This window comes from Pseudomonas sp. PSPC3-2 (assembly GCF_049897085.1).
GTDB classification, from domain to species: domain Bacteria; phylum Pseudomonadota; class Gammaproteobacteria; order Pseudomonadales; family Pseudomonadaceae; genus Aquipseudomonas; species Aquipseudomonas paraveronii.
This window is the reverse complement of sequence record NZ_JAFCVO010000004.1, coordinates 291007-315371: the sequence shown is the minus strand read 5'-3', so window position 1 is coordinate 315371 and position 24365 is coordinate 291007. Positions and strand designations below refer to the sequence as shown.

Here is a 24365-nt window from a genome sequence, read left to right as displayed (position 1 = left end):
AAACCCTGTGGGAGAGAGCGTGCTCCCTCCCACAGGTTATTGCGGTCAAGCAAACACAAAATACTTACGCACCGTCTCAACCACTTCCCACGTCCCCTTCATCCCTGGCTCCACCACAAAGATATCCCCAGCCCGCAAATGGATCGGTTCCATGCCTTCCGGGGTGATTACGCAGTAGCCTTCCTGGAAATGGCAGTATTCCCACTTCACGTATTCCACGTACCACTTGCCCGGTGTGCAGATCCAGGTGCCCATGATCTTGCTGCCGTCTTCGCTGGTGTAGGCGTTGAGGTTGACGGTGTGCGGGTCGCCTTCGAGCTTTTCCCATTTGCAGGCATCCAGGACCGGCAAGGGGTGGGTGTCGCGCAGTACGGTGATGGGCTTGGACATGATGACTCCGAGGCAAGTGAACGAGAGTCGAACCCTATAGCGTCGCAGGCAGAGTCAATGGTCTGAACTCGACATCGGGATGCCCAGAAGCGCAGGCGAATACCACTCCTCGGGCCATGTGGAGTCAATGTGGGAGGGGCGGTGCGACGATTCGACTTGCCCCCGATGGCTGCGGATCAGCTAGCACATGTGTCAACTGACACACTGCTATCGGGGGCAAGCCCCCTCCCACATTGGGCTCGGGTGCACGCTTCAGCGTAGTTCGACGATATTTCTGAGCGTCAATGAGTCACTTCTTCGCAGTAAGTGCGAAAGATTCCCCGCTTGGCGCAGGAATTCGCAAGAAAATTCACAGCTGGCCCTCGTATCATTCACATCAGTCACGACCGAGAGCCTTGATATGAACCCAATAAAAACGTGGTGGGACATCAGCCCGCCCTTGAGTACGGCGACCCCGACCTGGCCGGGGGATACACCGTTCCAGGAAGAGCGCGTGTGGCAGTTCGGCCCGGAGTGCCCGGTGAATGTCGGGCGCATTACCTTGTCGCCGCACACCGGCGCCCATGTGGATGCGCCGCTGCACTACAGCGCGGACGGCGCGCCGATTGGCGAGGTGTCGTTGGACGTGTACATGGGCCCGTGCCGCGTGTTGCATTGCCTGGACAGCGGCGCACTGGTGCAGCCGCAGCAGTTGGACGGGCGTGTGGATAACGTGCCGGAGCGCGTGTTGCTGCGCACTTATCCACAAGCGCCGCTGACTGAATGGGATGCGCACTTCACCGCCATCGCCCCGCAGACCATCGAGCTGCTCGCCAGCCTGGGCGTGCGCCTGATCGGTATCGACACGCCGTCCCTGGACCCGCAGCAGTCCAAGACCATGGATTCTCACAACGCCGTGGCCCGTCATGGCATGGCGATTCTCGAAGGCATCGTGCTCGATGACGTACCGGAGGGCGACTATGAACTGATCGCGCTGCCGCTGCGGTTTGCCCACCTCGATGCCAGCCCGGTCCGCGCAATCCTGCGCCCGCTTGTGGAGCCCGCACGATGAGCCAATGTCCCTTTTCAGAGGATTACCAACCGCCGGAAGAATGGCATAACGCCGAGCTGAATTTTTCCGAGTCCATGAGTTACGGCGACTACCTGGACCTGGGCAAAATCCTCAGCGCCCAGCACCCGCTGTCGCCGGACCACAACGAAATGCTCTTTATCATCCAACACCAGACCTCCGAGCTGTGGATGAAACTGATGCTCCACGAACTCAAGGCCGCCCGCGAACACCTGCGCCTGGGCGAGCTGCCGCCGGCGTTCAAGATGCTGGCGCGGGTGTCGCGGATCTTCGATCAACTGGTACACGCCTGGGCGGTGCTGGCGACCATGACCCCGTCGGAGTACAAGGCCATTCGCCCGTTCCTCGGCCAGTCGTCGGGGTTCCAGTCGTTCCAGTACCGTGAGATCGAGTTCATCCTCGGCAACAAAAGCCCGGCGCTGTTGCGGCCTCACGCCCATCGCCCGCAATTGTTGCAAGAACTGCAGGTGGCAATCGCCACGCCGTCGCTGTACGACGAGGCGATCAACCTGATGGCCAAGGCCGGTTTGGCGATCGACCCGCAACGCGCCGAACGCGACCCGACGGCGGCGACGGTTCACGATGCGTCCGTGGAAGCGGCGTGGCGCGAGGTCTACCGCGACCCGAGCCGTTATTGGGACCTGTACCAGTTGGCCGAAAAGTTTATCGACCTGGAAGACTCCTTCCGCCAATGGCGCTTTCGCCATGTGACCACGGTGGAGCGGATCATCGGCTTCCAGCCCGGCACCGGCGGCACCGAGGGCGTGGGTTACCTGCGCAAGATGCTCGACACGGTGCTGTTCCCCGAGCTGTGGCGAGTGCGTTCCACGCTGTAAACAAAAAGCCCCGGATCACCGGGGCTTTTCATTTGGAATGCAATCAAAAATGTGGGAGGGGGCTTGCTCCCGATAGCGGTGTGACAGCCAACACATCCACTGACTGACACACCGCCATCGGGAGCAAGCCCCCTCCCACCTAGGTTATTGCGTCACTGCCACTTTCGCGTTTTTGATCCGCAACCGGTAGGCAATGTAGATAACCCCCACCCAAACCGGCATCGCATACACCGAATCGCGAATGCCTGGGATCGCGAGCATTACGCTGATGATCATCAGCATGAACGCCAGGCACAGGTAGTTGCTGAACGGAAACCAGAAGGTCTTGAACGACGGCACCACGCCTTGCTCGCCCATGGCTTTGCGGAACTTGATGTGAGTCAGGCTGATCAGCGCCCAGTTGATCATCAACGAAGTGACCACCAGGGCGAACAGCAACTCCAGCGCACTGTGCGGCGCGACGTAGTTGACCACCACGCACAGCAGCGTCACCAGCGCCGAAATCGCCAGGGCGCGCAGCGGCACGCCTTGCTTGTTGAGCTTCATCAGCGCCTTCGGTGCATCACCTTGCTCGGCCAGGCCGAACAGCATGCGGCTGTTGCAGTACACGCCGCTGTTGTACACCGACAGCGCCGCGGTCAGCACCACGAAGTTGAGGATGTGCGCGGCGGTGTCGTTACCGATCAGCGAGAAGATCTGCACGAACGGGCTGCCGCTGTAGGCATCGCCCGACGCGCCGAGGGTTTGCAGCAGTTGATCCCACGGGTACAGCGACAGCAGCACGGTTAGCGCGCCGACGTAGAAAATCAGGATGCGGTACACCACCTGGTTGATCGCTTTCGGGATCACTTTGCGCGGCTCGCTGGCCTCGGCGGCGGTGATGCCCACCAGCTCCAGGCCACCGAACGAGAACATGATGAACGCCATCGACATCAACAGCCCCATGCCGCCATTCGGGAAGAAACCGCCGTGGCTCCACAGGTTGCTGATCGACGCTTGCGGGCCGCCGGTGCCGCTGAACAGCAGGTAGCAGCCGAGCACGATCATGCCGACAATCGCCACCACCTTGATGATCGCGAACCAGAACTCGGTCTCACCGAAGAACTTCACGTTCAGGGTGTTGATCAGGTTCACCGCGACAAAGAACACCAGCGCGCTGACCCAGGTCGGAATTTCCGGCCACCAGAACTGGATGTACTTGCCCACGGCCGTCAGCTCGGCCATACCCACCAGCACGTAGAGCACCCAGTAGTTCCAGCCCGCCAGGAAGCCCGCGTAACCGCCCCAGTATTTGTGCGCAAAGTGGCTGAACGAACCGGCTACCGGCTCCTCGACGATCATCTCGCCGAGCTGGCGCATGATCAGGAACGCGATAAAACCGGCAATCGCATAACCGAGGATCATCGACGGCCCCGCCGACTTGAGCACCCCGGCCGAACCGAGGAACAGCCCCGTACCGATCGCGCCGCCCAAGGCAATCAGCTGAATATGCCGGTTCTTCAGGCCACGCTTGAGGCCTACCGGGTTAACCATGTCATCCGCCATTAACATTCCCTTCTACTTGTTTTTCTCGGGGTTGATTGCACGCCGCGCCCAACCCCTCAGACGTGCTGAGGGGTCAGATATTACTCTGCGTGAACTTTTCGTAATACAGCTGAACGCCATCAAGTGCCTGATCCGCCAGCCATTGCTGGATGGACTCGACCATCGGAGGGGGCCCGCACACGTACATATCGGCCGAACTGTCCCGCCATTCGGCCAGGTTGAAATGCTCGGTGAGGTAGCCGCGCTTGCCGGGCCATGCGGGCGGCGGGTCGCTCAGTACTTCGGTGTAGCGAAAGTCCGCGAGCGCGGACGCATAACCTTCGATGCGCGCCGCTTCGCACAGGTCCTGCGCGCTACGCACGCCGTAGTACAGGTGTACCGGCCGCTCGCAGGCGTTGGCCGCCAGTTCATCGAGCATGCCCAGCAGCGCCGACAACCCGGTGCCCCCGGCGACCAGCACCAGCGGCCGGCTGACATGGCGCAGGTAGAACGCCCCCAGCGGCGCCTCCATCAGCAACTGATCGCCGACCTGGCAACGTTCGCGCAGGTAGTTGCTCATCACCCCGTCGGGCAGCAGGCGGATCAGAAACCGCAGCTGATTGCCCGGCCGGTTGGCGAAGGAATACGAGCGCCAGCTGTCGGTGCCCGGAACCGCCAGGCGGGCGTATTGGCCCGGCAGAAAGTCCAGCGCCTGGTCCAGTTGCACCTGCAGGATCGCCGTGCTGGTCGAGACCTGCCGCACCTCGCTCACCGTGCCGCGCACCTGCACCGGCCCCGGTGCGTTGCACAGGCTGGAATCGAAGTCGAAGTAGAACGTCGCATCCGACTTCACCCGGGTCTGGCAACTGAGCATCTTGCGTTGTTGCAGGTCGAGGCTGGAGAGGGCGTCCTCGTCCACATAGTCCTGGCTGTATTCGCCGCTCTCGCAGCGGCCCTGACAGGTACCACACACGCCTTCGCGGCAATCCAGCGGAATCTTGATGCCATTGCGCAGGGCCGCATCCAGCAGGATTTCATGCGCGCCCACCGGGAAAAACAGGGTCTTGCCGTCGGCAAAACTGAAGGCCACTTTGTGATTCATCCCCAGTACTCCGTGGGTTCATGTGTGAACCCCTGTAGGAGCGAGCTTGCTCGCGAAAAACTCAAGGACGCCGCGTACATTCAGGATGCCCGCGTCATCGTTGACGTCCTTCGCGAGCAAGCTCGCTCCTACAAGGGGGCGTTCGCCAGCGTTACAGGTGATAGAAATCCAGCACCGAGTTGATGGTGTCGTTGAGCAACAACGCGTGCTTGCGGGTGATCAGCCAACTGTCGCCATGGGGCTTGAGGCGATAGGTCGCGTGGCCGTAGAACTGCTCCGACGTGGCCAGGCGATAGAACAGCGTGTGCCAGTTCAAGCGCACCTCCAGCGTGCCGTCCGCCTGCTCGGCAATGCGCACGTTGTGGATCAGGTGCAAGGTGCGCGGCATCGGCGTGGCCGACGCCGCCTTGCCGGTGCGCAGGCGGAACACGCGGTCTTCCAGGCCCGTGCGGTTGGCGTAATAGATCAGCGACATTTCGCGCTTGGGGTCGCGGGTGTAGACGTGTTCGGAGTCCCATTGCGGCAGGTGGAACTCGCTCTGCGGGTCGAACAACTGCACGTAGGCGTCCCAGTCCTGGGCGTCGCACAGCTCGGATTTGCGATAGAAAAACTGCTCGATCCGGTACTGCAATGGCGCATTCATCATTCCACCTCCCGCAGCTTCAGCGCGCGTTGGTCGAGGCCGTTGAGCAGGAACTGCTGCCAGTTGCGGTGCTGGTTGACGTACAGGCCTTCGTGGGTGAATTCGGTGCCGGTCATGGCGGGCTGGATGCCGAGGGCTTCGCTGTTCGGCGTCGGCCCGGTGGCCCAGCGGTGGCTGCCGCGTGAGATATCGCTCCAGCGCTCCAGGCGGCCCTGGAATCCGCGCTGGGCTTCGCGAAACTCGACCAGATCGTCCGGCGTGCCCATGCCCGAGACGTTGAAAAAGTCCTCGAACTGGCGGATGCGGTTTTCCCGGTCGGCGTCGGACTCATGTTTCACCCCCAGGCACTGGCTGATGATCTCGGTCTTGTTCCACGCCAACGGGCGGATGATGCGCAGCTGCGAGCTGATCTGGTCGAGGAAGAACAGGCTCGGGTAGATGTTCAGGTTGCGCAGGCGGTGCATCATCCACTCGGCTTTTGGCTGGCCGTGTTCTGCCACCAGGCGCGGCATGATGGTGGCGTAGCCGGAGCGCACCGTGGGGTTGGGCATGTCGCTGAACAACAGGCTGTGGCCATTGTTGAAGGCGAACCAGCCGTCGTCGGTATTTGCGTCGCCGGCGCCGAGTTTGCTGTAGTCCAGCGTCGCGCCGGCCGCGGTGCCATTGGCGGTATTGACCTGCTGGCGGTGCTGCACCGTGGCCACGTAGTTGTAGTGGACGGTGCTGACGTGATAACCGTCCAGGCCGTTTTCGTTCTGCAGCTTCCAGTTGCCGTCGTAGGTGTACGCGGACTTGCCCGGCAGCACCTCCAGCTCACCGGTGGCGGACTGGGTGACCATCATGTCGAAGAACACTTTGGCGTCGCCGAGGAAGTCTTCCAGGCTGTCGGTGCCGTTCACGTCCAGGCTGATGAACACAAAGCCCTTGTAGCTGTCGATGCGTGCTTTTTTCAGGCCGCGCGTGGCCTTGTCGAAACCTTCCGGGTATTCCCCCGGTGCCTTGACCTTCACCAGCCGGCCGTCGCTCTTGTAGCACCAGGCGTGGAACGGGCAGGTGAAGGTCGACTGGTTGCCCTTGCCGACGCGGGTGAGGGTGGTGCCGCGATGCTGGCAGGCGTTGACCAGCGCGTTGAGGTGGCCGTCGCCGTCGCGGGTGATGATCATCGGCTGGCGCCCGGCGCGCATCGTCACGAAATCGTGGTTATTCGCCAGTTCGCTTTCGTGGCAGGCGTAGATCCAGTTTTTCTCGAAGATCAGTTCCATCTCCAGGTCGAACAGTTGCGGCTCGGTGAACATGTCGCGGGCGATGCGGAACACTTCATCGGCGGGGCGAAAATCCAGGCAGCTGTCGATGAAGCTTTTCCATTGCTCGACGCTTCTTGCACCACTCATGGGACGCACCTTTTGATAATGGCTGAACGGGTAAGCCATTTAGAGGCTGCACCGAGGCGGCGGGCTATCCGCTTAATGGGCGAAGGCGGGCCGGATAGTTGGGCAGCAAATACCCACGCCGGTGCAGGGCGGTGACGCGATGCGCTACTGTCATGCAGGGCGGTGCGCGCAGAAGTCGGTGGTTTATCCACATAGTCGAGCGTTGCTATCCACCCAGCAGCGAGACCGCCGCCGTGGCGCAGAACTTGCTGTCGATCTGTCACGACGCGCCGCTAGAGCGCGCAACCGCCTAACCGCCGTGGGTGCAGCCTGATGAGTAGCCATACACGCGATATCCGTATCGAACGCTTCGACCTGGAGGGCGCCCGCAGCTGGATGTCCGGCATCTGCGGGCCGCACCGCCTGGAGACGGCTACGCCCGAGCGCCTGCGTTTCCATCACAGCGCCAACGTGTTCAAGTCCCGCGCCACCACCTTGGGCGTGATCGAATACGGCACCGACGTGACCATCGACATTGAGGACGCCGAGCACTTCAGCAGCTACAGCCTGAGCCTGCCGCTGGTGGGCGAGCAGGAGTTGAGCAAGAACGGCGAGCGCCTGAGTTCCAACCGCGATCAAGGCGTGATCATCTCGCCCAACGAGCACCAGGTGCTGGCGATTTCCGGCGATTGCCGCAAGTTGCAGGTGGTGATTACCCGCGCGGCGATGAACGAGTCGCTGGAAGGGCTGCTGCAACGGCCGATTGAGGCGCCGCTGCGTTTTGAGTCGGTAATGGATGCGGTGGACGGTGCGCCGGCCTCGTGGTGGCGCATGGCGCGTTATTTCATCGCGGAGCTTGCGCGCAGCAGCGAGTTGTACGAGCAGGCGGCGTTTACCCGCGACCTGGAAAGCTCGCTGATCAAGGGCCTGATCCTCGCCCAGCCGAATAACTATTCAGAGGAACTGCGCGACGTACTCGGCGTGAAACTGCCGCACTACTTGATCCGCGCCCGCCAATACATTCACGACAACGCCCGCGAAGCGGTGCATCTGGAAGATCTGGAAGCCGCCGCCGGGGTCTCGCGGTTCAAGCTGTTCGATGCGTTTCGCAAATACTTCGCGCTGTCGCCGATGGCTTACCTGAAAAAGTATCGGCTGGGGGCGGTGCGCCAGGAGATCCTCGAACACGGCTCCACCCGAACCATCTCCGAGATTGCCCTGGGTTGGGGGTTTACGCACCTGGGGCGGTTCTCGGCGGAGTACAGAAAGCTGTTCGATGAGTCGCCGAGCCAGACCTTGCAGCGCAACCGCCTGCGCACTTTCTAAAAAACACCGCAGATCAACTGTGGGAGGGGCGGTGCGACGGTTCGACTTGCCCCCGATAGCAGTGGAACAGCCAACTTATGCATCGACTGACACACTGCCATCGGGGGCAAGCCCCCTCCCACATTTGATCTCCAGTGCCTGGGAGATTTCAGATCAGTTCTTCAACCAACTGCAAACAATGACTCAGCCCCGGCGACTGATCATTCACCCGCCGGCTGAGAATAATCGGCGAGGTCGCGGTGGTTTCCACAATCGGCGTGTAGCCGATGTCCGCCCGATGCAGCACCTGCACCGACGCCGGCACCAGCGTCACGCCCATGCCCGCGCCGACCAGGCCGATGGCGGTCTGCAATTCGTTGGTCCATTGCACCACCTTGAGGCTCAAGCCGTGGGCGTCGAACAGCGCGATCACATGGTCGGCATAGCTGGGCCGTGGGTTGCCGGGGTAGAGCACGCAGGGCTCGGCAGCCAGTTGGGCGAGGGTGGCGGGCGCGTCCAGCAAGGGGTGACCGGCGGGCAGCACCGCGACCAGGCGGTCCTCCACCAGCACGCGCTGGACGATGGCCGGGTCATCGATGCGAATCCGCCCGAAGCCCACATCAATGCGCCCAGCCTTGAGCGCTTCGACCTGCTGCAAGGTGGTCATTTCCGACAGCCCCAGCTCCAGCTCCAGCGCTTCATGGTTGCGCAGCCGCCGAATCAGCTCGGGCAGCACGCCATACAAGGTCGACGGCGCAAAGCCGATGCCCAGCCAGGTCTTCTCGCCCTGGCCAATACGCCGGGTGGTGTCGCAGACCTTGCCCAACTGCTCCAGCAGCACGTTGGCGTGCTCATAGAAAAACCGTCCGGCCTCGGTCAGCCGCAGCGGGCGGCCGCGCTCCAGCAGTATCACGCCCAATTCATCCTCCAATTGCTGGATCTGCCGGCTCAACGGCGGCTGGGCGATGTGCAGGCGTTCGGCGGCGCGGGTGAAGTTGAGGGTTTCGCCCAGCACCTGGAAATAGCGCAGATGTCGCAGTTCCATGACAGCTCCTTTGATACCTTGAAGGTATTGTGCGAGACCAATTCTATATTGGAACCCTGGAAAAATGCGGCACAGAATCGGCTCAAATCTATAAAGAACCCAACGGGTATAGCCATGCCGATTTGTGCCATCGAGTCGATCGAGACCATCATCGTCGACCTCCCCACCCTCCGCCCGCACAAGCTGGCGATGCACACGATGCAAAACCAGACCCTGGTGATCATCCGCCTGCGCTGCGCCGACGGCATTGAAGGCATCGGCGAAGCCACCACCATCGGCGGCCTGAGCTACGGCAACGAAAGCCCCGACAGCATCAAAATCAACATCGACCGCCACTTCGCCCCGCTGCTGATCGGCCAGGACGCGAACAACATCAATGCCGCCATGTTGCGCCTGGCGCGCAGCATTCGCGGCAACACCTTTGCCAAGTCCGGTATCGAAAGCGCCTTGCTCGATGCGCTGGGCAAACGCCTGAACCTGCCGGCCAGCGAACTGCTCGGCGGCCGCGTGCGCGACGCGTTGCCGGTGGCCTGGACCCTGGCCAGCGGCAACACCGAAAAGGACATTGCCGAAGCCGAGAAGATGCTCGACCTGCGCCGTCACCGCGTCTTCAAATTGAAGATCGGTGCCGGTGAGGTCAGTGCCGACCTGGCCCATGTGATCGCGATCAAAAAAGCCCTGGGCGAGCGCGCCAGTGTGCGCGTCGACGTCAACCAGGCCTGGGATGAAGCCGTCGCCCTGCGCGCCTGCAAGGTGCTCGGCGACAACGCTATCGACCTGATCGAACAGCCGATCTCGCGCAACAACCGTGGTGGCATGGCCCGGCTTAACCGGTCGAGCCCGGCGCCGATCATGGCCGACGAATCCATCGAATGTGTCGAGGACGCCTTCAACCTGGCCCGCGAAGGCGCGGCTTCGGTGTTTGCCCTCAAGATCGCCAAGAACGGTGGCCCGCGCGCGGTGTTGCGCACCGCCGCGATTGCCGAAGCGGCCGGGATTGGTCTGTACGGCGGCACCATGCTCGAAGGCGGCATCGGCACCCTGGCCTCGGCCCATGCGTTCCTCACCCTGGACACCCTGACGTGGGGCACCGAGCTGTTCGGCCCGCTGCTGCTCACCGAAGACATCCTCACCGAGCCGCTGGTGTACCGCGATTTCCACCTGCATGTCGGCACCGCACCGGGCCTGGGCCTGACCATCGATGAAGAGCGTCTGGCGTTCTTCCGGCGTGACAACCACTAAGAGGCGCCTGCCATGTTGTTCCACGTAAAAATGAGCGTACACCTGCCCGTCGACATGAACCCCGAACGCGCCGCCAACCTCAAGGCCGAAGAAAAAAACCTGGCGCAGCGCCTGCAGCAAGAGGGCAAATGGCGCCACCTGTGGCGCATCGCCGGGCTCTACGCCAACTACAGCGTGTTCGATGTCGACAGCGTGCAGGAGCTGCACGACCTGCTGATGCAACTGCCGCTTTATCCCTACATGGCCATCGAAGTGAATGCGCTGTGCAGGCACCCGTCGTCGATCCACGCGGATGACCGCTGAGCCTGTTTTATCCCGAATAATTACAAGATGAGGATTGCACCATGTCCATCCGACTGTCCCAGACTGCCCACGCCCAACAGTTTCTCGAAGAAGCCAGCGGCAACCGCAGCGAAAGCGGCAACCCGCGCACCAAGACGCTGATCTACCGAATCCTGCGGGACACGGTGAACATCATCGAAGACCTGGAAGTCACCCCCGAAGAATTCTGGGCGGCGGTCAACTACCTCAACGAATTGGGTAAACACCAGGAAGCCGGTTTGCTCGCCGCCGGGCTCGGCCTGGAGCATTACCTGGATTTGCTGATGGACGCCGCCGACGAAGAAGCCGGCAAAACCGGCGGCACGCCGCGCACCATCGAAGGCCCGCTGTATGTGGCGGGGGCGCCGTTGTCGAAATACGAAGCGCGCCTGGATGACGGCCAGGACCCGGGCGTGCCGCTGTTCATGCGCGGGCAGGTGCGGGACACGCAGGGCAAACCGGTGGCCGGGGCGATTGTCGATGTGTGGCAGGCCAATACCGGCGGCACTTACTCCTGGTTCGACACCGCGCAGTCGGAGTTCAACCTGCGCCGCCGCATCGAGACCGATGCCCAGGGTAACTTCCGTTTTCGCAGCATCGTGCCGTCCGGCTATGGCTGCCCGCCGACCGGGCCGACCCAGCAGTTGCTCGATCAACTGGGACGCCACGGGCAGCGCCCGGCGCATATTCACTTCTTCATCTCGGCGCCGGGGCATCGGCACCTGACCACGCAGATCAACCTGTCAGACGACCCGTACCTGCACGATGATTTTGCCTACGCGACGCGGGATGAATTGATTGCCGAAATTCGCTTCAGTGACGATCAGCAATTGGCGCGGGAGTTGGGTGTGGACGGGCGTTTTGCGCAGATTGATTTTGACTTTGAGGTGCAGCTCGCCGCTGCGCCGGTAGAGCAAAAGCGCATGCAGCGGGTGCGTGCATTGGAAGATTGATCAGCACGGTCAAAAAATGTGGGAGGGGGCTTGCTCCCGATGGCGATGGATCAGCTTGCGAATCCGGCGACTGACACACCGCTATCGGGAGCAAGCCCCCTCCCACATTTTTTGACCGATGGTGCTGCGGCTATTTGCGCAGCACCAGATCCAACACCTCGTCGCGATCCTTGATCTTCTGCAACACAATCTCCGAACGGATATCCATCACCCCCGCCGTGCGGTTCAGGTGGTTCACGATAAAGTCCGAAAAGTGCTTGAGGTTGCGCGCCTGCACCCGCAGCACATAGTTGCTGGCGCCGGTAATCACGTAGGCGCTGGCCACTTCCGGCCAGCCTTGCACCTTCTGGATAAACGTCTCATGCCAATCCTCCACGTCCTGGCGCAATGACAGGTGGACGATGGCTTCCAGCTCGATCCCCAACTGCTCGGCATTCAACACTGCGCGATAGCCGCTGATGATCCCTTCGCTTTCCAGCAGGCGCAGACGGCGCAGGCAGGCGGAGGGCGACAGCGCGACTTTTTCCGCGAGTTCCTGGTTGCTGATACGGCCGTCCTGTTGCAGGAAATGCAGGAGGCGCAGGTCGGTGGCGTCGAGAATCATACTTAGAATAAATCCGCGTTTTTTCGGTTGAACTTCGAATTTCCTACAGCTTAATTAGCCTGTTGCCCACCACTTTGCACGAAAATTCTCTAAAACCTCGTTCATTATTTGCTGCATATTCCTTTATAAAAATCAGGACAGCCCATGATCACTCGAAGCCATTGCCAAGCCCTTGACGACCAGGACCGGTTGGCGCCGCTGCGTCACCAGTTCGCCTTGCCGCAGGGGGTGATCTACCTCGACGGCAACTCCCTCGGTGCGCGTCCGGTGGCAGCGCTTGCGCGGGCGCAGCAGGTGATCGCCGAGGAGTGGGGCAATGGCCTGATTCGCAGTTGGAACAGCGCGGGTTGGGCGGATTTGTCGCAGCGCCTGGGCAATCGCCTGGCGCCGTTGATCGGTGCGGGCGACGGCGAAGTGGTGATCACCGATACCACCTCGATCAACCTGTTCAAGGTGCTCAGCGCCGCATTGAGCGTGCAGCGCCAACGCCAGCCGCTGCGCAAGGTGATCGTCAGTGAAGCGAGTAACTTCCCCACCGACCTGTACATTGCCGAAGGCCTCGCCGAGCTGCTGCAACAGGGCTATTCCCTGCGGCTGGTCAACAGCCCGGACGAACTGCCTCAGGCCATTGATCAGGATGTGGCGGTGGTGATGCTCACCCACGTCAACTACAAGACCGGCTACATGTATGACATGCAGGCGCTCACCGCATTGAGCCACGAGTGCGGCGCGCTGAGCCTCTGGGACCTGGCGCATTCGGCGGGCGCGGTGCCCATCGACCTGCATCGGGCCGGCGCCGATTACGCGATCGGCTGCACCTACAAATACCTCAACGGCGGCCCCGGCTCCCAGGCGTTCGTGTGGGTTAACCCCGCGCTGGTGGACGTGGTCCGCCAGCCGTTGTCGGGCTGGTTCGGGCATACCCGGCAGTTCGCCATGGAGTCGAGCTATGCGCCGAGTGCCGGCATCGCCCGTTACCTGTGCGGCACCCAGCCGATCACCTCGCTGGCCATGGTGGAATGCGGCCTGGAGATTTTCGAACAGACCGACATGGCCAGCCTGCGCCGTAAATCCCTGGCCCTGACCGACCTGTTCATCGCGTGCGTCGAAGCCCGTTGCGCCGCCCACGGCCTGGTGTTGATCACCCCGCGCGAGCACGCTAGACGCGGCAGCCATGTGAGCTTTGAGCACCCTGAAGGCTACGCGGTAATCCAGGCGCTGATTGCCCGTGGAGTGATCGGCGACTACCGCGAGCCGCGCATCATGCGCTTTGGTTTTACGCCGCTGTACACCAGTTTCAGCGAGGTATGGGACGCCGTGGAAATCCTCGGCGACATCCTCGACAACCACACGTGGGACCAACCGCAATTCAAGGTGCGCAACAGCGTCACCTGAACAAACACAGACAACAATGGAGGAGGGGGCTTGCTCCCGATAGAGCCGTATCAGCGTGCGAATCCGGCGACCGACACACCACCATCGGGGGCAAGCCCCCTCCCACACTGAGCCTGCGCCAGACACTCAATGAATGAACACCACAGACCCCTGTGGGAGGGGGCTTGCCCCCGATGGCGGCGGATCAGTCACCCATGCATCGACTGAAAGACTGCTATCACCAGCAAGCCCCCTGCCACAGGGAGTCTGTGGCAACAGACAAATCGTGCAATCACAACAATAAGGGGCACACCACGTGACCACGCCAAACGACGGCTTTGCAGAAATCACCCACCGTGAACTGGGCCTGAGGCGCCAGCTCACTTCCGGCCAGATGAGTATGATCGCCATCGGTGGCGCCATCGGCACCGGGCTGTTCATGGGCAGCGCCTATGCCATCGGCTATGCCGGGCCCAGCGTGCTGCTGAGTTACGCCATCGGTGCGTTGATCACCTTGCTGCTGATGGGCTGCCTGGCGGAGATGACGGTGGCCCATTCCACCTCCGGCTCCTTCGGTGCCTACGCCGAGTTCTACATCAGCCCGCTGGCCGGGTTCCTGGTGCGTTATGCCTATTGGGCGGCGATTGTGCTGGCGGTGGGCGCCGAGGTCACGGCGGTGGCGATGTACATGAAGTACTGGTTCGCCAACGTGCCGGAGTGGGTGTGGATCGTGTCGTTTTCCAGCGTGCTGATCCTGCTCAATGCCATCAGCGTGAAAACCTTCGGCAACTTCGAATACGGGTTCTCGACGATCAAGATCAGCGCCATCGTCGGCTTCATCCTCCTTGCGGTGTACGTGGTGTTCGGCTCCGGCAACCCGCAGTACGGCGTGCAGAACTACACGGCCCACGACGGCTTTTTCCCGCATGGCTTGAGCGGCATGTGGATCGCCGTGATCGTGTCGATCTTCAGCTACCTGAGCGTGGAGATGATCGCCGTGGCGGCCGGTGAAGCGGCTGACCCGGAGCAGGCGGTGAAGAAGGCTTTTCGCGCGACCATCGTGCGCCTGGTGGTGTTTTACCTGCTGACCCTGGCGCTGATGTTGGCCATCGTGCCGTGGAACCAGGCCGGGCAGACCCAGAGCCCGTTCGTCACGGTGATGCAGACCATCGGCATTCCTGGCGCCACCGGGGTGATGAATTTCGTGATCCTGATCGCGGCGCTGTCGGCGATGAACAGCCAGCTCTACATCACCACGCGCATGATGTTCAGCCTGTCCCGCGCCGGCTTTGCGCCCACGTCCATGGGCGCGTTGAGCAAGAGCGGCATCCCGCTGAACGCCTTGTTGCTGTCCAGTTCGGGCATCGCCCTGGCGACCCTGCTTAACCTGATGTATCCGGAAAGCGCGTTCACACTGATGATGGCGATCTCGATGTTCGGCGCGATCTTCACCTGGTTCATGATCTTCCTGACGCACCTGTTCTTCCGCCGCTATCGCAAGCGTCATGGCGGGGCGAAGTTGTCGTTCCAACTGCGCCTGTTTCCCTACAGCACGCTGCTGGGCCTGGTGCTGATGGGCGCGGTGATGATCACCACGTATTTCACCGACGCGTTCAAGATGACCCTGGTGTTCGGCGTGCCGTTCCTGCTGATTCTGTCGGCGGTGTATTACGGGTTTTTCCGCAAGGGCAGGGCCAAGGCGTCGAGCAAGGCCCTGGCATAACCCGGCAGGTGTTCGAACGAGCGCGCGCATAACAGCAACGTTCGACAGGCCCAATCTTCTCGCAACGGTTGGGCCTTGAGGCGCTGCTCCAACGGCCAACGCGCCAGCGCCGCTTGGGGCACGATCCCCAGGCCCGCGCCGCGTGCGACCATGCGCATCACCCCATCAAAGCCCTCGGCCCGGATGCGCGTTTGCAAGCGAAACCCCGCGTGCAACGCCTGTTCTTCCAGGTACACCGCCAACGCGCTGTGGGCGGCCAGGCCCACATAGTCGTAATGCAGGCTGTCGATAAAACTCACCGTACTTGCCGCCAACGGATGCTCCAACGGCATGATCAGCACCAGCGGATCGTCGCGAAACGCCAGGGTCTGCAAGCCGTGGGTGTCCACCGCGTCGGAGATGATCCCCAGGTCTGCGGTGCCCTGGCGCAAGGCCTGGGTGATGCGCAGGCTGGGCAGTTCCTGCAGGTCGATATCGAGGTTGGGGTGCTCGCGCAGAAAATCCGCCAGTAGTTCCGGCAGGTATTCGCTGAGGGCGGTGGTGTTGCACAGCAGGCGCACCTGGCCTTTGACGCCGTTGGCGTACTCCGCCAGGTCCTGTTGCAGGTGCTCGGCCTGTTGCAGCAACAGCCGGGCATGACGGGCCAGGGCGCGGCCAGCGGCCGTGGGCGTGACGCCACGGCGGCCGCGTTCGAGGCATTCGACGCCCAGCGCGGCTTCCATCGCGCGGATGCGCGCGCTGGCGGCGGCCAAGGACAAGTGGCTGCGGCTGGCGCCGGCGGTGATGTTGCCGGCGTCGAGGATGTGCAGGTAGAGGCGCAGGTCGATCAGGTCGAAGTGCATGGCTGGAAGATTTCCTTTCGCTGGACTGGCGCTATCGCGAGCAAGCCCGCTTCCACAGTTGGAATGCATTTCAACTGTGGGAGCGGGCTTGCTCGCGATGGCGGCATCAGCCTCACGCAAAACAAGAGGCTGCCTCAGTATATGGTGAATTTTCGCGCCCAGCGAAAAGCCCCACACTCGGCCGATGACAACCTTCCTCGCGTTCTACCAAAACCTCGGCACCGCCCTGACCCTGCTGGTGATCGGCACCTTCCTGCTGGCTGGCACCGTCAAAGGCGTGATTGGCCTGGGCCTGCCCACCGTCGCCATGGGCATGCTCGGCCTGGCTATGTTGCCGGCGCAGGCTGCGGCGTTGCTGATCATCCCTTCGATGGTGACCAACCTTTGGCAACTGGCCTTCGGCGGCCACTTGAGCGCGTTGCTCAAACGCCTGTGGCCGCTGTTACTGCTGATTTTCCTCGGCACCGGGGTGGGCACGTTGTGGCTGGGAATGGGCGGTGGCGATTGGGTGGCGCGCGCGTTGGGCGCGGCGTTGCTGGTGTATGCGTTGAGTGGACTGTTGCTGCCCACATTCAGCGTAAAGCCCGCAACCGAGCGCTGGTTGGCGCCGGTGTGTGGGCTGGTCACCGGCCTGATCACCTCGGCCACCGGCGTCTTCGTGATTCCTGCGGTGCCGTACCTGCAAGCGTTGGGTTTGAGTCGCGATCAGTTGGTGCAGGCGCTGGGGTTGTCGTTCAGCGTGTCGACATTGGCGCTGGCCGCCGGGTTGGTCTGGCGTGGCAGCCTCGGCGGCGGCGAAATCAATGCCTCGCTCTTGGCGCTGGCGCCGGCCTTGCTGGGGATGTGGCTCGGGCAGGTATTGCGCCAACGGATCAGTGCCGGGTTGTTCAAACGGGTGTTTTTTATCGGCATGGCGCTGTTGGGCGCGCATCTGTTGATCAGTGGGTAAAGGCAATAATAGATTCGAATTCGTGATTTTTAGTCAAATGTATTTTGCCGCGCCAAGGCTTATTCCGCACAAGGCGCATCGATACCCTGCCTTCAGACATTTTTAATCTTAAGGCGCTCCTCCATGAAAAAAGTCCTGTTGCTCAACGGCGGTAAACAATTCGCCCACTCCGACGGTCGCTACAACAGCACCCTGCATGACGCCGCCGTGGCGGTACTCGACCGTGGCGGTATCGACATCAAGGTCACGCATATCGACGAAGGCTACGACGTGGCCGAAGAGGTCGCCAAATTCCTCTGGGCTGACGTGATCATCTACCAGATGCCCGGCTGGTGGATGGGCGCGCCGTGGATCGTCAAGAAGTACATCGACGAAGTCTTCACCGAAGGTCACGGCAGCCTCTACGCCAGCGATGGTCGCACCCGTTCCGACGCGTCGCAGAAATACGGCAGCGGCGGCCTGATCCACGGCAAGCAGTACATGCTATCGCTGACCTGGAACGCCCCGCAGCAAGCCTTCGACGACCCGAGCGACTTCTTCGAAGGCCAAGGCGTGGACGCGGTGTACTTGCCGTTTCACAAGGCCAATCAGTTCCTCGGCATGACGGCCTTGCCGACGTTCCTCTGCGTGGACGTCATGAAGCGCCCGGCCATCGACGCTGACGTGGCGCGCTACGAGCAGCATCTGGCGCAGGTGTTCGACCTCTCGGTGTAAGCTGCGCTGTGCCGATAAAGAGGACAGCCTGTGAAAGCCCGATCCGATGAATTACAGATCTTCGTCAGCGTGATTGAGTGCGGCTCGATTTCCGCTGCGGCGGAGCAGATCGGGCAGACGCCGTCGGCGCTCAGCCGCACCTTGTCGCGCCTGGAAGCCAAACTCGACACCACGCTGATCAACCGCACCACGCGGCGCATGGACCTGACCGAGGAGGGCAAGTATTTCTTCGAGCAGGCCAAGGTGATCCTGGCGCAGATGGATGAGCTGGAGGAGCGCTTGTCGTCGCGCCAGAAAAAACCGGCGGGGCGGTTGCGCATCAATGCCGCCGTGCCGTTCATGCTGCATGGGATCGTGCCTTACATCGCCGAGTTTCGCGGGCTGTACCCGCAGATCCAACTGGAGCTGAACAGTGATGACTTGATCATCGACCTGTTGGAGCAGAGCACCGACATCGCCATTCGCATCGGCGCGCTGGCCGATTCCACCCTGCATGCGCGGTCCCTCGGCTGCACCCCGCTGCATATCCTTGCCAGCCCGGCCTATCTCAAGCAATACGGCACGCCGACCACGGTCGCCGAGTTGGCCGAGCACACCTTGCTTGGCTTCACCCAGACCGAGACGCTCAACCACTGGCCGCTGCGCCACGTGGCGGGTGACCGCTGGCTGATCCAGCCCGGCATTGCCGCGTCCAGCGGCGAAACCTTGCGACAACTGGCGCTCGAAGGGCAGGGCATTGGCTGCCTGTCGAACTTCATGACCAGCGCAGACATCGAGGCCGGGCGCCTGGTGCCGGTGCTGGAGGCGTTCAACAGCGGTTATCGCCAGCCGATCCACGCGGTGTATTACCGCAACTCGCAACTGGCCTTGCGCATCCAATGCTTCCTGGACTTCATCCAGGCCAAGCTGGCGCGGTACGCCTGCTGATTCGTGACCTGCACGCAAGATTGAATTGGGCAATACGGTCTTATTCAACAGGGATGGGGCCTTGATACTGGGCCCATCACTTACTCAGTCAGGAGAGAACGCCATGAACGTATTCGTTACCGGCGCCGCTGGTTTTATCGGCGGTTCCATCGCCACCGGCCTGGTCAAGGCCGGCCACCATGTGACAGGCCTGGTGCGCAGCGCCGATCAAGCCGCCGAGATGACGGCCCTGGGCATCACCCCGGTCATCGGCACTCTGGATGACCGTGCGGTGTTGACCGAACAGGCCACGCAGGCCGACGCGGTGATCAACGCCGCTAGCAGCGACCATCGCGCGGCCGTGGAAACGCTGCTGGCAGCCTTGAAAGGTTCGAACAAACCGTTGCTGCACACCAGCGGTTCGAGCATCGTCGGCGATGCATCGGGCGGCAAGGCCAGTGATGTCATCTACTTCGAAGACCACCTGCCGGAACCGACTGTCGACAAGGCCGCCCGTGTCGCCATCGACAAACTGGTGCTGGCTGCCGCCCAAGACGGCGTGAACTCGGCGGTGATCTGCAACACCCTGATCTACGGCCACAGCCTGGGCGTGAAGCGTGACAGCGTGCAATTGCCGCGCTTGCTCAAGCAGGCGCGCAAGAGCGGGGTAGTGCGCCATGTCGGCACAGGGCAGAACATTTGGTCCAATGTGCATATCGAGGACGTGGTCGCGCTCTACCTGCTGGCGCTGGAGAAGAACGTACCGGGCACGTTCTACTTCGTGGAAAGCAGCGAAGCGGCGTTTATCGACATGACCACCGCCATCGCCGATGCCCTGAACCTGGGCAAACCGCAGGATTGGCCCCTGGCCGACGCCGAAGCCGAATGGGGCTATGAAATGGCCAACTACGGCCTGGGCTCCAACAGCCGCGTGCGCGGCAAGCATGCCCGTGAACTGCTGGGTTGGGTGCCCAAGCGCACGTCGGTGGTGGAGTGGATTCGCCGCGAAATGGTCTGATACCCCTCTGCGCTTTTGTGGCGAGGGAGCAAGCTCCCTCGCCACAGGGGTATGCACAATCGCTGGCCCCACCGCGCCCAATTCCGTACCATTCCCCGCCTTATTCCCCGCAATGCCCTGGTACCTCATGAACCTCACCCGTCTTCGCGCCGACGCCCTGGCCGGCCTCACCACGTCTTTTGCCTTGCTGCCAGAATGCATCGCCTTTGCCCTGGTGGCGCACCTCAACCCGCTGATGGGCCTCTACGGCGCGTTCATCATCTGCACCCTCACGGCGTTGTTCGGCGGCCGGCCGGGGATGGTTTCTGGCGCGGCAGGGTCGATGGCGGTGGTGATCGTCGCGCTGGTGGTGCAACACGGCGTGGAGTATTTGCTCGCGACGGTGCTGCTGGGCGGGTTGATCATGCTGGTCTTCGGCCTGCTGCGCCTGGGCAAACTGGTGCGGATGGTGCCGCACCCGGTGATGCTGGGGTTCGTCAACGGCCTGGCGATCATCATCGCCCTGGCGCAGTTGGAGCATTTCAAAAGCGCTGATACCTGGCTCAGCGGCACGCCGCTGTATGTGATGACCGGCCTGGTGCTGGTGACCATGGCCATCGTCTACCTGTTGCCGCGCCTGACCCGTGCGGTGCCGCCGGCCCTGGTGGCGATCCTCGGCGTGGGCCTGGCGGTGTACCTGCTGGGCTTGCCGACGCGCACGCTGGGCGACATGGCCCACATCGCCGGTGGCCTGCCGAGCTTCGCGCTGCCGCAGATCCCCTGGACCCTGGAGACCCTCGGCATCATCGCGCCCTACGCATTTTTGATGGCGATGGTTGGCCTGCTGGAAACCCTGTTGACCCTGAATCTCACCGACGAAATCACCGAGAGCCGCGGCTATCCCGACCGTGAGAGCGTGGCCCTGGGCGCCGCGAATATGCTCTCGGGCCTGTTCGGCGGCATGGGCGGTTGCGCCATGATCGGGCAAACCGTGATCAACCTCAGCTCCGGCGGGCGCGGGCGTTTCTCCGGGGTCTTGGCCGGGGTGATGATCCTGTTGTTCATTCTGTTTCTGTCACCGCTGATCGAGCGCATTCCGCTGGCGGCGCTGGTGGGGGTGATGTTCGTGGTGTCGCAGCAGACCTTCGCCTGGGCGTCGCTGCGGGTGATCAACAAGGTGCCGCTCAACGACGTGCTGGTGATCATCGCGGTGACCGTGATCACCGTGTTCACCGACCTGGCCACGGCCGTGTTGTGCGGGATCGTGATCGCGGCGCTGAACTTCGCCTGGCAACAGGCGCGGGAGTTGTATGCGGATGAACATCTGGAAGCGGACGGCAGCAAGCTCTACCGCGTGCATGGCACCTTGTTCTTTGCCTCGACCACGCCGTTTTTGAACTGCTTTGACCCTGCGAACGACCCGGCAGCGGTGACGCTGGATTGCCGTCACCTGAGCGTTGTCGACTACTCCGCGATTGCCGCGCTGATGACCTTGCGCGAGCGCTACAGCAAGGCCGGCAAGCATCTGCGCGTGCTGCATTTGTCCGAGCGCTGCAAGAAGCTGCTCAAGCGCGCCAAGGTCCATCACGACTGATTGTGAGGGATCACGGCCCGACCAGGTCTTCCAGTTCCTGGGCGCGGGTCTGGGTCATGTCCAGCACGCAGCCGGTGCCGTTGACCTGATCAATGCTGCCGCCGGTGGCACTGCCGGCAAAGGCGCAATTGGCATCGCGGTACTTTATCCACAGGCGCTGCACCTCCTGCAATTGCTGCTTGCGCGCACCTTCCTGGGCGGCGAGGGCGGTCTTGTAGGCGGTGTTCAGGCGCGTGTCCTGCACTTTGGTTTGCTGGGTGTTGCACTTGACCATGTCGACGGTCGTGTTGGCGCTGTCCATGCATTTCTTCAGTGCGGCGTTGTCGGCGGCCGACGCGCTGCTGCACAGGGCGAGCAGCACGGCGCTGGCGGCGAGGGAGGTGCGGATCATGAGCGAGTGTCCTGGATGTCGGTGGGTGCGCATTTTAAGACTCAAGCGCGCGTGTTGAGTTTCCAGCCTTTTCTGAACTTGATGTAAGAACACCCCCTGAATTTTCATGCGCCGCTGTCGGGCATGTCCCAACGCGACAGCGCTTATCTGTGGGCGAAAATTACTTTCATAAAAATTGAAAATGCTCCTCGGTAATGATTTATGAGTTTCACAACCCATTCGACGTGAGCCTTTCCGAGGAGTACCGCATGGCCGCATCACCGGGCTTCGGGCTATTGGCATACGCTGCCATCGCCATCATTGCTTTGATCGTGCTGATTGCACGTTACCGACTCAACCCGTTTATCGTCATCACCCTGGTGTCCATCGGCCTGGCGCTGATGGCCGGGATGCCGGCGGACACCATCATGGGCTCCTATGAGGCGGGCGTCGGTAAAACCCTGGGGCATATCGCCCTGGTGGTCGCGCTGGGCACCATGCTCGGCAAGATGATGGCTGAATCCGGCGGCGCCGAGCAGGTGGCGCGCACGCTGATCAACCGCTTTGGCGAGCGCAATGCCCACTGGGCGATGGTGTGCATTGCTTTTCTGGTGGGGCTCCCGCTGTTTTTCGAGGTCGGTTTTGTGTTGCTGGTGCCGATCGCCTTTACCGTGGCCCGGCGTGTGGGGGTGTCGATCCTGATGGTCGGCTTGCCGATGGTCGCCGGCCTGTCGGTGGTGCATGCGCTGGTGCCGCCGCACCCGGCGGCGATGATGGCGGTGCTGGCGTACAACGCCTCGGTCGGGCAGACCGTGCTCTATGCGATTTTGATCGGCATTCCCACGGCGATCATCGCCGGCCCGCTGTATGCCAAATTCATCGTGCCGCGCATTCACCTGCCAGCGGAAAACCCGCTGGAGCGCCAGTTCATCGAGCGCGAGCCGCGCAGCCGGTTGCCGAGTTTCGCCCTGACCATGGGCACCATCCTGTTGCCGGTGGTGCTGATGATGATCGGCGGCTGGGCCAACGTGATTTCCACCCCCGGCAGCGGTTTTAACCAGTTCCTGTTGTTTATCGGCAACTCGGTGGTCGCGCTACTGGTTGCGACCCTGGTGAGTTTCTGGACCCTCGGCCTGGCGCAAGGTTTCAACCGCGAGTCGATCCTTAAGTTCACCAACGAATGCCTGGCGCCGACCGCGAGTATCACCTTGCTGGTGGGCGCGGGCGGCGGTTTGAACCGGATCTTGGTCGACGCCGGCGTGACCAATGAAATCCTCGGCCTGGCCCATGCCTTCAACCTGTCGCCGCTGGTGATGGGCTGGCTATTCGCCGCGTTGATGCGCATCGCTACCGGGTCGGCCACCGTAGCCATGACCACCGCTTCCGGGGTGGTCGCGCCGGTCGCGCTGGGCCTGGGTTATCCACACCCTGAACTGCTGGTGCTGGCGACCGGTGCGGGTTCGGTGATCTTTTCCCACGTCAACGACGGCGGCTTCTGGCTGATCAAGGAATACTTCAATATGAGCGTGATCCAGACCTTCAAGACCTGGACCGTGTTGGAGACCCTGATTTCAGTAGTTGCCTTCGGTCTGACGTATGGTCTGTCCTGCATCCTGTAATCCGGAGACCCCATGGACATCCTCTACCAGATCCGCGCCCGCCAGGCGTCTTTCAGTGCCGGCGAAGGGCGTATCGCCAAGTTGATGCTCGATGACGTGGGCTTTGCCGCGTCGGCCAGCCTGGAAGAGTTGTCCCAACGCGCCGAGGTCAGCACCGCCACGTTGTCGCGGTTTGCGCGCAGCGTCGGTTGCCGGGATTTGCGCGACTTGCGCCTGCAATTGGCCCAGGCCAGTGGCGTGGGCAGCCGCTTCCTGGACCCGGCGGGCAAGCCTGAGCAGTCGGGGTTTCATCGGCAGATTCTCGGCGATATCGAGGCGACGTTGCGCCAGCACCTGTCGGGGTTCGATCAGGCCGGCTTTGTCGATGCGGTCAGCCTGCTGGGCAAGGCGCGGATGATCCACGCGTTTGGCATGGGGGGCCCGTCGAGCCTGTGCAGCGATGAGTTGCAAGTGCGCCTGGTGCGTCTGGGCTACCCGATTGCCGCCTGCCATGACCCGGTGATGATGCGCGTCACGGCGGCGACGCTGGGGCCGGAGCATGCGTTGATCGTCTGTTCGCTCAGCGGTCTCACCCCGGAGTTGCTGGACGTGGTGGCCCTGGCGCGCAACTACGACACGCCCATCGTCGCCATCACCCTGGCCGGCTCCCCCCTGGCCGCGCTGGCGGATGTCGTACTGGCGCTGCAACCGGCCGAAACCAGCTTCATCTACAAACCCACGGCGGCGCGCTACGGCATGCTGCTGGCCATTGACCTGCTTGCCACCGAACTCGCGCTGGCCATGCCGGACGACAACCAGGAACGCCTGCGCCGCATCAAGCTGGCCCTCGACGACTATCGCGGCGGCCCTGACAGCCTGCCGCTTGGAGACTGA

The 24365-nt window shown here is 62.3% G+C and carries 24 protein-coding genes; 15 read left to right on the top strand and 9 right to left on the bottom strand.

The annotated features are described in order from the left end of the window. Positions 1 to 45: 45 nt before the first annotated feature. Entirely contained in the window at positions 46 to 390 is a 345-nt protein-coding gene (locus ACP7CJ_RS10020) for a cupin domain-containing protein (protein ID WP_003230905.1), read from the bottom strand. Between the two features lie 400 nt (positions 391 to 790). Here ACP7CJ_RS10020 and kynB point away from each other — a divergent pair, with 400 nt between their 5' ends. Then, positions 791 to 1441 carry an arylformamidase gene (gene kynB, locus ACP7CJ_RS10015; protein WP_247403642.1) on the top strand — a complete coding sequence of 217 codons (651 nt, stop codon included), beginning with the start codon at positions 791 to 793 and terminating at the stop codon, positions 1439 to 1441. Further along, positions 1438 to 2295 (top strand): tryptophan 2,3-dioxygenase, encoded by an 858-nt coding sequence (gene kynA, locus ACP7CJ_RS10010; RefSeq protein ID WP_247403640.1) that lies wholly within the window; start codon positions 1438 to 1440, stop codon positions 2293 to 2295. The genes kynB and kynA overlap by 4 nt, the downstream gene beginning before the upstream one ends. 144 nt (positions 2296 to 2439) lie before the next feature. On the opposite strand, the gene ACP7CJ_RS10005 is transcribed toward kynA, so the two are convergent. The 4 genes from ACP7CJ_RS10005 to antA all read right to left on the bottom strand — a co-directional run bounded on the left by ACP7CJ_RS10005 (position 2440) and on the right by antA (position 6955). After that, the gene (locus ACP7CJ_RS10005; protein ID WP_426100238.1) at positions 2440 to 3840 is read right to left on the bottom strand and encodes an amino acid permease; all 1401 of its coding nucleotides are present in this window, start codon (positions 3838 to 3840) and stop codon (positions 2440 to 2442) included. 73 nt (positions 3841 to 3913) lie between these two features. Beyond that, a complete protein-coding gene (gene antC / locus ACP7CJ_RS10000) occupies positions 3914 to 4921 on the bottom strand; it encodes an anthranilate 1,2-dioxygenase electron transfer component AntC (protein WP_426100236.1) in 1008 nt (335 codons plus the stop codon). Positions 4922 to 5072: 151 nt separating this feature from the next. Next, the gene (gene antB / locus ACP7CJ_RS09995; RefSeq protein ID WP_247403632.1) at positions 5073 to 5564 is read right to left on the bottom strand and encodes an anthranilate 1,2-dioxygenase small subunit; all 492 of its coding nucleotides are present in this window, start codon (positions 5562 to 5564) and stop codon (positions 5073 to 5075) included. Continuing rightward, on the bottom strand, positions 5564 to 6955 hold the full coding sequence (gene antA / locus ACP7CJ_RS09990; RefSeq protein WP_426100234.1) for an anthranilate 1,2-dioxygenase large subunit: 1392 nt from the start codon (positions 6953 to 6955) through the stop codon (positions 5564 to 5566). The genes antB and antA overlap by 1 nt, the downstream gene beginning before the upstream one ends. 312 nt (positions 6956 to 7267) lie before the next feature. Here antA and ACP7CJ_RS09985 point away from each other — a divergent pair, with 312 nt between their 5' ends. Next, positions 7268 to 8260: an AraC family transcriptional regulator gene (locus tag ACP7CJ_RS09985; RefSeq protein WP_276194873.1), complete on the top strand. Its 993-nt coding sequence runs from the start codon at positions 7268 to 7270 to the stop codon at positions 8258 to 8260. 148 nt (positions 8261 to 8408) lie between these two features. On the opposite strand, the gene ACP7CJ_RS09980 is transcribed toward ACP7CJ_RS09985, so the two are convergent. Continuing rightward, the gene (locus ACP7CJ_RS09980) at positions 8409 to 9284 is read right to left on the bottom strand and encodes a LysR family transcriptional regulator (protein WP_426100232.1); all 876 of its coding nucleotides are present in this window, start codon (positions 9282 to 9284) and stop codon (positions 8409 to 8411) included. A 114-nt stretch (positions 9285 to 9398) separates the two neighbouring features. Between ACP7CJ_RS09980 and ACP7CJ_RS09975 the strand changes: the two genes are divergently transcribed. The 3 genes from ACP7CJ_RS09975 to catA are packed head-to-tail and all read left to right on the top strand — an operon-like array spanning position 9399 to position 11800. Then, on the top strand, positions 9399 to 10526 hold the full coding sequence (locus ACP7CJ_RS09975) for a muconate cycloisomerase family protein (RefSeq protein ID WP_426100230.1): 1128 nt from the start codon (positions 9399 to 9401) through the stop codon (positions 10524 to 10526). 12 nt (positions 10527 to 10538) lie between these two features. Continuing rightward, entirely contained in the window at positions 10539 to 10829 is a 291-nt protein-coding gene (catC, locus tag ACP7CJ_RS09970) for a muconolactone Delta-isomerase (protein ID WP_426100228.1), read from the top strand. A gap of 41 nt (positions 10830 to 10870) precedes the next feature. Continuing rightward, positions 10871 to 11800: a catechol 1,2-dioxygenase gene (catA, locus tag ACP7CJ_RS09965; RefSeq protein ID WP_247400147.1), complete on the top strand. Its 930-nt coding sequence runs from the start codon at positions 10871 to 10873 to the stop codon at positions 11798 to 11800. 130 nt (positions 11801 to 11930) lie between these two features. Here catA and ACP7CJ_RS09960 read toward each other — a convergent pair whose 3' ends face one another. After that, positions 11931 to 12404: an Lrp/AsnC family transcriptional regulator gene (locus tag ACP7CJ_RS09960; protein ID WP_247400149.1), complete on the bottom strand. Its 474-nt coding sequence runs from the start codon at positions 12402 to 12404 to the stop codon at positions 11931 to 11933. A 144-nt stretch (positions 12405 to 12548) separates the two neighbouring features. On the opposite strand from ACP7CJ_RS09960, the gene kynU reads away from it, so the two are divergent. After that, positions 12549 to 13799: a kynureninase gene (kynU, locus tag ACP7CJ_RS09955; protein ID WP_426100226.1), complete on the top strand. Its 1251-nt coding sequence runs from the start codon at positions 12549 to 12551 to the stop codon at positions 13797 to 13799. A 295-nt stretch (positions 13800 to 14094) separates the two neighbouring features. Next, positions 14095 to 15501 carry an amino acid permease gene (locus ACP7CJ_RS09950; RefSeq protein WP_426100224.1) on the top strand — a complete coding sequence of 469 codons (1407 nt, stop codon included), beginning with the start codon at positions 14095 to 14097 and terminating at the stop codon, positions 15499 to 15501. Here ACP7CJ_RS09950 and ACP7CJ_RS09945 read toward each other — a convergent pair. Next, entirely contained in the window at positions 15447 to 16343 is an 897-nt protein-coding gene (locus ACP7CJ_RS09945) for a LysR substrate-binding domain-containing protein (protein ID WP_426100222.1), read from the bottom strand. The genes ACP7CJ_RS09950 and ACP7CJ_RS09945 overlap by 55 nt on opposite strands. 184 nt (positions 16344 to 16527) lie before the next feature. Here ACP7CJ_RS09945 and ACP7CJ_RS09940 point away from each other — a divergent pair, with 184 nt between their 5' ends. From ACP7CJ_RS09940 to ACP7CJ_RS09920, 5 genes are all read left to right on the top strand, one after another. Next, positions 16528 to 17292, top strand: coding sequence for a sulfite exporter TauE/SafE family protein (locus ACP7CJ_RS09940; RefSeq protein ID WP_426100220.1), 765 nt, complete (start codon positions 16528 to 16530; stop codon positions 17290 to 17292). Positions 17293 to 17415: 123 nt separating this feature from the next. Then, a complete protein-coding gene (locus ACP7CJ_RS09935; protein ID WP_276194859.1) occupies positions 17416 to 18006 on the top strand; it encodes an NAD(P)H-dependent oxidoreductase in 591 nt (196 codons plus the stop codon). Between the two features lie 30 nt (positions 18007 to 18036). Then, positions 18037 to 18933: a LysR substrate-binding domain-containing protein gene (locus ACP7CJ_RS09930; RefSeq protein ID WP_426100218.1), complete on the top strand. Its 897-nt coding sequence runs from the start codon at positions 18037 to 18039 to the stop codon at positions 18931 to 18933. 103 nt (positions 18934 to 19036) lie between these two features. Continuing rightward, positions 19037 to 19930, top strand: a complete 894-nt coding sequence (locus ACP7CJ_RS09925; protein ID WP_426100216.1) for an NAD-dependent epimerase/dehydratase family protein — start codon at positions 19037 to 19039, stop codon at positions 19928 to 19930. Positions 19931 to 20057: 127 nt separating this feature from the next. After that, positions 20058 to 21503: a SulP family inorganic anion transporter gene (locus ACP7CJ_RS09920; RefSeq protein WP_426100214.1), complete on the top strand. Its 1446-nt coding sequence runs from the start codon at positions 20058 to 20060 to the stop codon at positions 21501 to 21503. 10 nt (positions 21504 to 21513) lie between these two features. Here ACP7CJ_RS09920 and ACP7CJ_RS09915 read toward each other — a convergent pair whose 3' ends face one another. Next, positions 21514 to 21894, bottom strand: a complete 381-nt coding sequence (locus ACP7CJ_RS09915) for a lysozyme inhibitor LprI family protein (protein WP_276194852.1) — start codon at positions 21892 to 21894, stop codon at positions 21514 to 21516. A 248-nt stretch (positions 21895 to 22142) separates the two neighbouring features. On the opposite strand from ACP7CJ_RS09915, the gene ACP7CJ_RS09910 reads away from it, so the two are divergent. Both ACP7CJ_RS09910 and ACP7CJ_RS09905 read left to right on the top strand, forming a co-directional pair. Continuing rightward, positions 22143 to 23492, top strand: coding sequence for a gluconate:H+ symporter (locus ACP7CJ_RS09910; protein ID WP_426100212.1), 1350 nt, complete (start codon positions 22143 to 22145; stop codon positions 23490 to 23492). Between the two features lie 12 nt (positions 23493 to 23504). Next, positions 23505 to 24365, top strand: a complete 861-nt coding sequence (locus ACP7CJ_RS09905) for a MurR/RpiR family transcriptional regulator (RefSeq protein ID WP_426100210.1) — start codon at positions 23505 to 23507, stop codon at positions 24363 to 24365.